This window comes from Methanobrevibacter sp. TMH8 (assembly GCF_020148105.1).
In the GTDB taxonomy this organism is placed as follows: domain Archaea; phylum Methanobacteriota; class Methanobacteria; order Methanobacteriales; family Methanobacteriaceae; genus Methanobinarius.
On record NZ_JAHLZE010000004.1, the window covers coordinates 1 to 12,779 of the forward strand.

The 12,779-nt window shown below is 27.6% G+C and carries 11 protein-coding genes; 1 reads left to right on the forward strand and 10 read right to left on the reverse strand.

The features are described 5' to 3' along the window. Window positions 1–421: 421 nt before the first annotated feature. The gene (gene glmM / locus KQY27_RS00760; protein ID WP_224424672.1) at window positions 422–1,825 is read left to right on the forward strand and encodes a phosphoglucosamine mutase; all 1,404 of its coding nucleotides are present in this window, start codon (window positions 422–424) and stop codon (window positions 1,823–1,825) included. A 127-nt stretch (window positions 1,826–1,952) separates the two neighbouring features. Here glmM (KQY27_RS00760) and KQY27_RS00765 read toward each other — a convergent pair whose 3' ends face one another. The 10 genes from KQY27_RS00765 to KQY27_RS00810 form a co-directional block, all read right to left on the reverse strand. Then, the gene (locus tag KQY27_RS00765) at window positions 1,953–2,339 is read right to left on the reverse strand and encodes a PIN domain-containing protein (RefSeq protein WP_224424673.1); all 387 of its coding nucleotides are present in this window, start codon (window positions 2,337–2,339) and stop codon (window positions 1,953–1,955) included. 11 nt (window positions 2,340–2,350) lie between these two features. Beyond that, a complete protein-coding gene (locus tag KQY27_RS00770) occupies window positions 2,351–2,620 on the reverse strand; it encodes an AbrB/MazE/SpoVT family DNA-binding domain-containing protein (RefSeq protein ID WP_224424674.1) in 270 nt (89 codons plus the stop codon). Window positions 2,621–3,508: 888 nt separating this feature from the next. Continuing rightward, on the reverse strand, window positions 3,509–4,657 hold the full coding sequence (locus KQY27_RS00775; protein WP_224424675.1) for a tetratricopeptide repeat protein: 1,149 nt from the start codon (window positions 4,655–4,657) through the stop codon (window positions 3,509–3,511). Between the two features lie 3 nt (window positions 4,658–4,660). Further along, window positions 4,661–5,359: an anaerobic ribonucleoside-triphosphate reductase activating protein gene (locus KQY27_RS00780; RefSeq protein ID WP_224424676.1), complete on the reverse strand. Its 699-nt coding sequence runs from the start codon at window positions 5,357–5,359 to the stop codon at window positions 4,661–4,663. 151 nt (window positions 5,360–5,510) lie between these two features. Beyond that, entirely contained in the window at window positions 5,511–6,620 is a 1,110-nt protein-coding gene (gene hisC, locus KQY27_RS00785; protein WP_224424677.1) for a histidinol-phosphate transaminase, read from the reverse strand. Between the two features lie 184 nt (window positions 6,621–6,804). Continuing rightward, window positions 6,805–7,323, reverse strand: a complete 519-nt coding sequence (locus KQY27_RS00790) for a gamma carbonic anhydrase family protein (RefSeq protein ID WP_224424678.1) — start codon at window positions 7,321–7,323, stop codon at window positions 6,805–6,807. A gap of 29 nt (window positions 7,324–7,352) precedes the next feature. After that, the gene (gene glmU, locus KQY27_RS00795; protein ID WP_224424679.1) at window positions 7,353–8,633 is read right to left on the reverse strand and encodes a bifunctional sugar-1-phosphate nucleotidylyltransferase/acetyltransferase; all 1,281 of its coding nucleotides are present in this window, start codon (window positions 8,631–8,633) and stop codon (window positions 7,353–7,355) included. 88 nt (window positions 8,634–8,721) lie between these two features. Further along, window positions 8,722–10,134 carry a phosphoglucosamine mutase gene (glmM, locus tag KQY27_RS00800; protein ID WP_224424680.1) on the reverse strand — a complete coding sequence of 471 codons (1,413 nt, stop codon included), beginning with the start codon at window positions 10,132–10,134 and terminating at the stop codon, window positions 8,722–8,724. Window positions 10,135–10,179: 45 nt separating this feature from the next. Continuing rightward, window positions 10,180–11,427, reverse strand: coding sequence for a 2,3-bisphosphoglycerate-independent phosphoglycerate mutase (locus tag KQY27_RS00805; RefSeq protein ID WP_224424681.1), 1,248 nt, complete (start codon window positions 11,425–11,427; stop codon window positions 10,180–10,182). Window positions 11,428–11,857: 430 nt separating this feature from the next. Further along, on the reverse strand, window positions 11,858–12,556 hold the full coding sequence (locus KQY27_RS00810; protein ID WP_224424682.1) for a TIGR00297 family protein: 699 nt from the start codon (window positions 12,554–12,556) through the stop codon (window positions 11,858–11,860). Window positions 12,557–12,779 lie beyond the last annotated feature (223 nt).

The following is a 12,779-nucleotide window of genomic DNA, read 5'->3' on the forward strand; positions in this document are numbered from 1 at the left end:
AATTTACTTCGTTTAACTTCAATTAAACGAAGAAAGAAAAAAACAGAAAATCACAAATCAACTTGTAATATGTTTTTTACTATAATATAATTAAGATATAATAATATATAAATATAACGATTTTGTAATAAATATTTTCCAATAGAAAATATGGATATATAAACCCAAAACAACAATAAGTAAATGAAAAAATAGGAAAACAAAATAATTTACATAAAAAATATAGCTGTCAAATTTTTTATTAAACATGAAAGTAATACTATTTAAAATTTAATCAGCTAAGAATAAACAATCTCATTTTTAAAACTAAACTATATATTTATCACAATACAATTTAAAGTATATAATATAAAATGATAATTTAAAAAAATAATTTAATAAGAAAAATTATTATCACGAATCTTAAATTTTATGTCTTACAATGGAGGAAAAATTAATGGCTATTAACAAAAGATTATTTGGAACATTTGGTGTGAGGAGAACAGCTAACGATGTTTTAACACCTGAATTTGCATCAAGATTAGCTGCAAGCTATGGAACTGTATTTCAAGGAAAGATAGCTATTGGAGGGGATACTAGAACAACCACGCATATGATAAAAAATGCTATAGCTGCAGGACTTGCCTCTGCTGGATGTGATGTTATAGATCTTGGAATTCTTCCAACTCCTGCAGTACAATATGCAGTTAAAAATTATTATGATGGAGGAATAATAGTAACAGCTTCACACAACCCTCCAAAATACAATGGAATAAAGTTTGTAGATGAAAATGGAATAGGATTAAAAGATGAAGATGAAATAGCTATTGAAGACATTTATTTTGATAAAGAACCAAAACGTGCATCATGGAAATCAATTGGAAATCTTTTCAATAATGATAAAATAATTGAAGAATATATAGATGAAGTTCTAAAAAGAGTAAATGTTGAAGCTATTAAAAAAGCTAAATTAAAAGTTGTTCTTGATTGTGGATCAGGAGCAGGATGTTATACTGCACCATACATACTTCAAAGACTTGGATGTGAATTAATAACCTTAAATTCTCAAGCAGATGGATTTTTCCCAGGACGAGATCCTGAACCAATTGAAGCAAACCTCCAAGATTTAATAGCTACTGTAAAAGATCTAGAAGCTGATATTGGTATTGCTCATGATGGTGATGCAGACAGAACAATATGTATTGATGAGAAAGGAAACTTTGTTCTTGGAGATAAATCATTTTCATTAGTTGAAAAAAGAATGTTAAATGAGAAAAATGAAGAAGGACTTCACAAAGATGCTAATAGTATTATTGTAACAACAGTAGCTACTTCTACAGCTATCTATGATATAGCTAATGAAAACAATGGAGAAGTAATAGCTACCGCAGTAGGAGATCTCTTAGTAGCTAGAAAATTAATGGAAGAAAATGGTCTATTTGGTGGAGAAGAAAATGGAGGACTTATTTTCCCCGATTTCGTTTATGGTAGAGATGCTGCATTATCAGCAGCTAAAATCTTAGAAATAATGGCTACAGAAAACAAAAAGCTATCAGAACTTGTAGCAGAACTTCCAGTATATTATTCAGAAAAAATGAAATCTGAATGTACAGATGATAAAAAACAAGAAGTAATGAATAACATAGCTGAAGAAGTCTCCAAACTTGGCTATGAAATAGACACAACAGATGGTGTTAAAATATTCAAAGATAATGGTTGGGTAATTATCAGACCTTCTGGAACAGAACCAATATTTAGATGTTTCTCTGAAAGTGATTCTCAAGAAAAAGCTACTGAAATGGCTAAATGGGGAATATCTTTAATTGAAAAATTTAAAAATCAGTAATTAAAAACATTAATTGATATTTCATAACCCAATGAATATCAATTAAAATAAAAATAATAATAACAAATAGATCCTATTTGGGTAAATAGATGAAATAAACATATTGACTACTATTTAGATTTAAATATCAATGAATTCTTATAATTCCATCAACACGATCAAAATCACTATCAAAACTAGCAATTTTTTGAATATTTAACTCTTTCATAATAGTAACAGCTGTACTATCAGCAAAAGATAAAGTAGCATCATATTTTAAATATTCAACAATAGTTTCATCAAATAAATTTTCATCTTTGTAAATCAAATGAGTATCTTTAATATAATTATAGACATTGATTGCTGCTTTTGCACCATGAAATTTTCCAACTAATGTGATTATTTCAGAAATTATAGGTTCTGAAGTTATTCTCTCTTCTTTTTTAATTTTAGGAAGTAGTTTAATAGCTTTATCATGCCACTGATCAACAGCTGAGGCCGTAGCTATTATAAAATTAGCATCAACAAAAATCATCCAAAAACTCCTTATTTATTATTTTTTCTTTTTAAATTTTTTTTATTAATATCCATACCTTTATTATACATTTTTTTCAATTTAACACTATCATAGCTAAAATCACCTGTTAATGATCCAGCTATATCTTCATCAGTTATTTTTTTACGAATGTTAATTTTGATCCCTTCTTTAGTGTCAACCCATTCTATAATGTCATTAGGGCGAATATCATACTTTTTTCTAAATTCAGAAGGTACAACTGTCTGAAAAGCTTTAGAAATCTTTGTAGTACTAATCATAATATCACTATTATAATTTATGTTTCATAAAGTATATAATATTTTATAAATTAAATAGAGAAATAAATTTAAAATACAATTTACTTTATGAAATTATATTTACTTTATAAAATTACATTCAATTTATAAAATTAAAAAATATATATTTTCTAAAATTATTAATCTTAATTTACAGTTAGACACATATTAACTGTATATTATAGAGAATTAATAAAGATTGTTGAAATGATTTAGCTATTTTGCTTTAAATAAGGAAAATTGATGTCATATGAAAAAAAATAATCTCATTTAAAAATTTATTTAATCCTTCTTTAAAAATAGTTTTTAATTCATCTAAATTTTGACAGAATGAGTTAGATTTTGTCTTTAATTTATTACCAAACATCTTAAATTTTGATTTTCTACTAGAAGTAATAAACTTATATTAGAACTAAATTAGTTTATGTTTTTAGTAAAAAAAGAGTAAAAATCAAAATCTAAATTAATATATATTTATAATTGAAATAAATAAAAAAGAACGAATTTAAAAAAAAATGGAGTGAGATTCATTTTATAATGAATCTCGAAGCCCAGCGCCTATATTAATATTGATTTTTTTAATATATAAATTTTTTTATTTTTAATACAATTTTTATGATCAGTAATATTTATATAATAATTATTACATAATATTATTATGGTAATACTAAGCTCCTAAGCCGTTGAATTCTTTTAGGAGAAGCCTAGCGCTAATGGCTTCTCCACTATTAACAAAAGGAGGTGATAGTATGTCAGATAATTTGAAAGCATTTTTAATGGATGTCTTTATGATAGTTATTATCTGTATTATTTACCTCCTAAGTAAATTATATAATTAACTAGGAGACGTGGAGCTTAGTGTACCATATTTTATAAATTTTCTAGACATTCATCTCTTAGTACTTTAGCATCATCATTGTTAGGATTGATAGCTAAAACCTGAGTGAATGCTTCAGTAGCTTCTTGAAATCTATTTAATTCCATTAAAACTACACCCTTATTCAGAATAAAATAGCTAGGATCTTGAGAATTATTTTTAGCTATTTCAATAGCCATATCATAAGAATCTAAAGCTTCATCAAACCTTCCAAGATCTAAAAGAGCATTACCTTTCCTATTTTGTGCTTCAGCATCGATATCTTCTTCATCGAAACATAATTCTAATGCTTTATCATAAGAATCTAAAGCTTCTTCAGGCATTTCCATTTCTGAAAGTAAATTTCCACGAGCATTCCATACTTCTGGATTTTTATTGTCTATTTTTAATAAATCATCATAAATATCTAAAGCTTCTTCAAATTTTCCTAAAACTTCTAAAATAAATCCTCTCCAATATAAAACAACAGAATTTTTAGAATTTAAATCCATAGCTTTATCATTAGCATCTAATGCTTTTTCAGAATCTCCAAAATTCAAAAGAGCTATAGCTTTATTATTCCAGATATACTCATTATCAGGATCAATTTCTAATGCTTTATCATAACACTCAATTGCCTCTTCAAATTTTCCTAAACGAGTTAAATTATCTCCTTTTTTATTTAAAAGGTAAATATCATTAGGATCAAATTTTAAAGCAGCTGTATAACACATAGCTGATTTATCATATTTTCCACTATCAAATAAAATATCAGCTCTTTGAGTTACCATAGCTTTCTCATCAATATGTTCTCCTTCCCATTCATCAATATCTAACTTTTCAAAATGGATTATCTGAAACATATCTTCATCATCTATATTATTAATATACATTTTTTTAAATTCTCTAATCATATCTTGAGAATTTTCATATCCTTCTTCTTTAGCTAATTTATCATTGTTTTTTAAATCTTTAAAAGAAATTAATTGGACATCAGTGACTTTAGCTTCAAATATTTTTTTTTTCTCTTTTGAAACTAAATTCCAGTAACAATGAAGTCTATCTCCAACTTTAAGAGGATTTTTCCATAACTTCCTAATAGTCATTGTTTTTTTGCCAGTGATTAAATCTATATCTTGGCTTCCAAATGATATAATTGGCATGACTTAAATACACTCCTCACCAAATTCAGCTGTCTTTACTTTAACTTTATTTAATACAGGTTTAATTTCTTTAGCTAATTTTCTTAGTTCATTTGGATTAGGGCTTTCTATTTTTTCTAACCTTTCATCCAAAACACTTTTATTTCTAAATTGTTGTAATGTATAAAGATCACATTCTATCTCATTAGAAATTTGTTTAATGTCATCATGATCTAAAAGTGTTGGAACATACGTAGTTCTACACTCTAAAAAAGTATTATCACTATTATTTGCTATTTTCATACTTTTTTTGACATTATTTCCAATATCAGTACCTATAATCTCCTTATATTTGTCAAAAGGAGCTTTGATATCAATAGCTATATAATCAGTATACTTTAAAATTTCATCTAAACGTTTAGGATAACAACCACTAGTATCTACCTTAGTTTTAAGTCCTAAAGATTTTGCATATTTTAATATTTTAATAACATCTCCAGAGTGAACTAGTGGCTCTCCTCCAGATACTACAACTGCATCAATATAATCTTGCGAATCATCAATAAGTTCAAATATTTCTTGTAATGATGTTTCCTCACCATTTTCTAATAATTCGCTGTTCTGACAATATGGGCATCTTAAAGGACATTTAGCCATGAAGATAACTAGAGATATCTTTCCATCATACTCAATTGAAGATATTATTGTTCCTCCAACTTCCATAAAACCACATATTAAAATTAAATATTAAATATTATATATAAATATTATATATTAATGATTAATTGTTAATTACTTAATTATATAACTACTAATTATTAATTATTTAATTACCTAATTACCTAATTACTTAATAACTTAATAACTTAATAACTTAATAACTTAATAAGTCATTCATAATCTTTATAAACTTTTTATTTTCTTCCATAGTTCCAATACTGGCTCTAATCCAATATTCATCCAAACCTTTAAAAGAAGTACAATCTCTAACTATAACTCCTTTTTCAAGTAATTTTCGAGATAATTCAGCAGCGGTATATCCAGTTTCTCTTACTCCCATAAGTATATAATTAGAATAAGATTTAAAAACATTTAAAGGTTTTATTTTAGATAATTCTTCAAATAAGAAATCTCTACTTTCAATCCCATTTTTTATTGATTGTTCGATATATTCTTTATCTTTAAGAGTATTTAATGCAGCAAAATATGATAAACGAGTGAGAGAAAAGACTGGTTTTATCCTATGCATAAATTCTATCATTTCACTATTAGCTAAAGCATATCCAATTCTCATACCCGCTAATCCTAAAACTTTAGACATAGTTCTCATTATAAAGACATTAGAGTACTCATTAATAAGGTTTACATTATTAACTTCAGAATATTCAAAGTAAGCTTCATCTACAACAACAATAATATCTTTATTTTTAGTAGCTTCTAAAACCTTTATGATATCACTTTGAGGAATCAATGTACCAGTAGGGTTGTTAGGACTACATAAAAATATCATTTTTGTTTTTTCAGTAATAGCAGATAAAATAGAATCAAGATTAAGAACATTATTATCTAAGTCCCATTTTCCATAAACAGGAACTGCACCATATGGTTTGAACAAAAATTCATAATACATATAAGATGGAATTGGAACAATAAATTCATCTCCAGGTTCTATGAAAGTTTTTGCTAAAACATCAATAATTTCATCAGCACCATCTCCACCAACAATAACCTCTGAAACATCTACTCCAGAATATTTTGCAATTTCCTCTTCCAAGCTAGACAAATCAGATTCAGGATAACGGTTCATTCCAGACACTTCTTTAGAAACAGCTTCAATAGCTTTTTTTGAAGGACCCCATGGATTTTCATTAGATCCCAATTTGATTATATCTTCTTTTTTCAAACCAAATTCTGCAACTATTTCATCTTGTGATCTTCCAGGAACATATGGATCTAATTCTTCTATTACTTTTCTTATTTTCATGTTTTTACCTTAAATTAAATTAAAAAATAAATTAAAAATTGAATAAAAATTAAGTTGAACTTAAAAATTTAATTGATATTAAATTAAAATTGATATTATTATATAATTTAATCTCAAATATATTAATATCAATAATATAATAACTAAATTATTAATATAAACATATCTAGTATCAAATGGATTATTATAAAGATATTGAAAATTGATGTTCTTTAGCTAATTCTACATAAATTAAAGCATTTACTTTTAATTTTTCTACTTCTTCATCAGTTAATTCTCTTATCAATTTCGCAGGAGTACCTAATATCAAACTTTTATCTGGAAATTCTTTTCCTTGAGTTACTACAGAACCTGCTCCAACTAAAGAATCATTTCCTATTTTTGCATCATTTAAAATTGTTGAATTCATTCCAATAATAACATTTTCACCAATCTGACAACCATGAACAATTGCTCCATGCCCTATTGAAACATAATCCCCCAAAGTAGTAGTTAAAGTATCTGAACAATGAATAATACAATTATCTTGTACATTAGAATTTTTTCCTATAACAATAGGTCCCCTATCTCCTCTTATAACAGCATTATACCATACAGAAGATTCTTCACCTATGGTTACATCACCAATTATATGAGAGCCTTTAAATAACTTTACAGAATCATCAATATTCGGTTTAATACCTTTTGAATTATTATTTGTCATTATAATCCCTAACTAAAATATATTTTTGTTCAATCTAAATCTTTTTTATCTGAAATCATATGGTTTTGTTTTACTAGAACAACTTTATTTGACCCAATATCTTCATAAAGTAAAACATCAGATCCTATTGATGAATTAAATCCTACTTTTACCCCAGGAGAGAAACTTGAGTTTATTCCAGTTTTTACAGAATCTCCAAAAATTGCTCCAAGTTTACGTCTGCCACTATCAATTTTTTGATCTTTTATAGTTGTTTTAACAGTTTCATTATCAAATCTTAAATTAGCTACATTAGTTCCAGCAGCTATATTACAATTAGATCCAATTACAGAATCTCCAACATAACTTAAATGATTTACATTAGTATTATCCATTATTATTGAATTTTTAATCTCAACAGCATTACCTACATTTACATTATCACCGAAGTAGCTACTGCCCCTTATATAACAATTAGGGCCAATATCACAGTTGTCACCAATATAAACATATCCAGTAATGTAAACACCAGATCGAATAACACTACCTTCACCTAAGTGTATATTCCCGTGAATATGAGCACCAGGTTCAACTGTTCCTTTAATATTAGTTTTAACTGATTTTAAAAAGTATTCATTAATTTCAATAAGTTCCCATGGGCGACCTACATCAAGCCATCGTTTGTTAGACTTGAATCCCAATATAGTTTTACCATCTTCTATTTGCATAGCTAAAGAATCAGTGATTTCATACTCCCCTCTTGTAGATTTTTGAGTTTTAGCTATTTTTTCAAATATATCTTTGTTAAATATATAAATACCTGAGTTAACATAGTTACTTGGTGCTTCTTCAATAGTTGGTTTTTCAATAATTTCTTTAACTATATCACCTTCAAGGCCTACAACACCAAAAAGAGTTGGATTTTCTACTTCAGTCAGTACCATCAATGTATCAGGATTTTTTTTAGAGTAAGCATCAATAATATTCGTTAAAAGTTCTGTATCTAATATTATATCCCCGTTTAGAACTATAAACTCTTCATCAACAAAATCCTCACCATATCCAATAGCATTAGCTGTTCCAGATAATTCTTCTTGAGTTTTATAAGATATATTGACCCCTAGCTCTTTTCCATCCTTAAAATAATTCCGAACCATTGATTCCTTATAATTTACTATTAAAAGAATATCAGTTACTCCACTCTCTCTTAATGACTCTATATTGTACTGAATAATTGGTTTACCAGCTACAGGAAGCATTGTTTTAGGTTTAGTCAATGTTAACGGCCTCATTCTTGTTCCCTCACCAGCACTTAAAATTATAGCTTTCAAAAATCTCACTCCTAACTCTTAATAACCTATTTTATTAACATAAAATTATTATCTAATTTTACTTCCTTAACTTCCTTAATAAATATTCTTAATTTAAATTATCTTTAATAATTTTAGAAGAAATATCTCTTATATTTTCTGCTTTATCAGTAGATTTAGCTTCTAAAGTTATTCTAATATAATCTTCTGTTCCAGAAGGTCTTACTAAAACCCAACTTCCATCATCAAATGTTAATCTAACACCATCAATAACATTAACATCAGAAACATTTATATCATCAATATTAGCAAAAGCAGCTATTAATAAATTTTCCATATCCAACATAACATTAATTTTGTCTTCTTTAGAGCAGATAATCTTTTCTCTAATATTAGGATAGTTTGGTATTTCATCGAGAAGTTTAGATAATGGACCTTTTTTTGAAACTATTTCTGCCATTCTAAGGCCTGAAAGAATGCCATCAGGACACATACAAAAATCAGGATGTAGCCAAGTTCCAGAAGGTTCCCCTCCAAAGACAGCGTCTTTTTCAATTATCACTTCAGCCACATTTACATCTCCAACTTTTGTTCTTAAAATTTCACCATTTAATTCTGTAATAGCTTCATCCATACATAATCCTGCATCTACAGTTGTGATAATTTTTATATTTGAACTATTGGACTTTTCAGCCATATATTTGGAAATAATAGCAAGAAGTTTATCAAAATTACCAATTCGACCGTTTTCATCTATTGCCATCATTCTATCAGCATCACCATCATGAGCAATACCAATATCAGCCCCAGTAGCTAAAACAACTTTCATAAGATCTTGAAGATTTGCTTTATTAGGTTCAGGATTTCTACCTGGGAAAAACCCATCGATTTGAGAGTTCAGAGTTATTACTTCACACCCCGCCATTCGAAATATTAATGGAGAAATTTCTGATCCTGCTCCTGAAGCTGAATCTATTACAACTTTTAAACCAGGTTTAATATCAGTTATATTCAACAAATCATCGATATATTCTTGTTTAATTTCTTCAATATAATTTATTTTCCCAATGTTTTCCCAACCAACTTCCTTAAAGTTTTTTGAGTAATAAATTTCTTCAATTTTTTCTTCTTGAGATGGAGTATATGCCATTCCATTTTTATTCCAAATTTTAATTCCATTGTATTGGGAAGGATTATGAGAGGCAGTAATCATTATTCCAGCAGCAGCATCTAATTTTTCCACTGCATATCCAACAAGAGGAGTTGGAACCATACCTATTTTTAAAACATCACATCCAGATTCAAGTAATCCTGCAGTTATTGCATTTTCAAACATTTTATTAGTTGTTCTTGTATCATAACCAATAACAACATCACCTTCACCACCTAAATAAGTAGCTAATGCTTTTCCAACATTTAAAGCAAGATTTGTTGTAACTTCACCATCTACTTTCCCCCTTATTCCAGAAGTTCCAAAGAGCTTTTTATTCTCTTTAGTGTTTGTTTCAATGTCTTTTAGCATTTTCCTTACCCCATATAAATACTATTATAACTACAATTAGGGAAATTAAGCTCCAAATTTAGTAGAATTATTCATTAAATCCATTAAAATATTCATTACATCAGATCCACGAATTCTACAAAGTCCACCTTTATAAGCTTCAATTTCACTGAACTTTTTCACATCATCAACACGTACTTCAGGACCACTGATTATCATTGGTACTGGGTCTGCTGTATGATCCATAGCTGAAATTGGTGTTGAATGATCTGCAGTTAATATTATATAAGAATCTTCGATTTCAAGAAGTCTTTTTATAAGTACTTCATCCACTTTTTCTATAAATTCTAATTTTTCCTGTAAATTTCCATCATGACCTGCTTCATCAGCACCATCAATGTTAATAAGTAAAAAATTATATTTATCTCCAGTTGCATGACTTATGATTGTATCAGCAATATTTTCGAGGTTTGTATCTACACCACCTGTTGCCCCATCAACTTCAATAATATCCATACCTGCAAACCGTCCAATTCCCATTATAAGACCTGTTTCAGCTATACAAGCGGATTTAAGATTATATTTATCATCAATTGATTCAACTTCAGGTACTGCTCCAGCCCCTCTTGGAATAATTATATTTGCAGGAGGTTCATTATTCTTTTCCCTTTCTTGATTGACTGGATGATTTTTTATCATTTCATAAGATTTATTAACAATTTTATTTAATAGATCTGCAGTTCTTTTTGCTTCTTCTGTATCATCAGTTGGAAGAACTATTTTTGGAATTTTACCCTCTTTTTTAGGATCTGCATCAGTAACAGCATCAGAAAGAGGTTTATTTCCTGTTGCTCTTAGAACAAGAACCGCCCTATGGCCAGTAGATTCTTTAAATATAATTTTTACATCTTCATACCCTTCAATAACCATAGTATTTAATTCATCAATGATTTCTTTAGTTCCTTCTCTTATTCTTCCAGCTCTTCTATCAGTAATAATCTTATTATCATCAGCTGTAGAAAAATTACATCTGAAAGCTATATCTCCAGGAATAATATTTAATCCAACTCCAGATGCTTCAAAAGGACCCCTACCAGTGTAAACTACATATGGATCATAACCAAGTATTGAAATATGAGCCGTATCACTTCCAGGAATTATTCCTGGTTTAATAGAGTCCATCAATCCATTAATTCCTTTTTCTGCCATTTTATCCATATTTGGAGTATTAGCTGCTTGCAAAGGAGTCATATTATTTAAATCTTTCAGTGGGCGATCTCCTAGCCCATCCATAATCAGAATCATTCCTTTCATGAAATCACTTGTTTTTTATCAGTTAGTCAAGTTTTATATAATTGTAATTTAATCAGTTTTATCAAAATTGAGTTTAAAACTCAAGTTTGGAATATATTCTCATACTATGACATTTCACACACCATAACATGAAAATTATAAACTCAATATTATATTGTAATTATATTGTTATTTAGAACATATAAGTTTTTAATTAATATTAAGAAAAAGTCATTAAAAACATATTTGTTATTAATTAGATTAAGGTGATTAAATCAAGAAATAAAAAATGAAAATAAAATCTGGATTAACAATTTAAAAATTAAATTAAATTAAATAAAAATAGATAAAATACAATAAATTAGGTTAAAATAAAATAAATAAAAATAAGGTAACAATAAGATAAATAAAAATAAAACTAAAATAAATAAAAACAGAACAACATCAACATCTAAAAAGTAGAAATTATACCAATAATAGCTCCAGTAATAGTAGCTAAAAGATTTACATGTTCATTATTTATTATATTTCTTCTTTCTAAGACAGCTCCAAGAATACTATCCATAAAGCATCCTACAGTTCCTGCAATTATTGCAACTTTAAGTGAAAGAAAAGGATCTGATATTATTCCAAGTAAGAAAGCAGCTACCCCAATAATTCCTGCACCCAGTATTCCAACAAAAGTACCTAGAACAGAAACCGCACCATCAGTTCCAGGCTCTACCTTTCTAAAAGTAGTTATAAGGCGAGGTTTTTGGAGTATTCCAATTTCACTTGCCATAGTATCTGCAGTAGCTGTTGCAACTGCTCCAATAAATCCTCCTATAAAAGGAAGGTAATAACCTCCGAAAGCTGCCATTATAAAAGCTATAACACCATTAGAAATAACATTTTTTGCAGTTCTCTTTCCTTCATATATTCCTAAATTTTGTTTATAATATTTACTTTGTCTTGTAGCTATAAGACTTAAAATCAAGAAAATAAGGATTAAAATTAACCAACTAATACCTGCAGAAAATAAAATTATTATTCCCATAATAACCATTGCAAGAGTTCCCCAAACATCAAGAGCTTTTCGTTTATATATAAAAGCTCCAAATATCAGCAATAAAATTAAAGAAATCCCATTTATTATCAAGGCCTGTTCCATACAATCACTCATTGATAGATTTGTCGTAAGATTTATATAAATATACCGAAAATCCATTTGAATGATAAATTAATTATAAAAACTAATTTATTCTATTAATATTTTTAAAAAGAAATTTATAACAAAAATAATGAAAAAATAATGCCATATAATAAGAATATAGAAAATTAAAAATTAAAACAAGCTAAATTAAAGATTTTAATAATTAAAATAAATAATATAA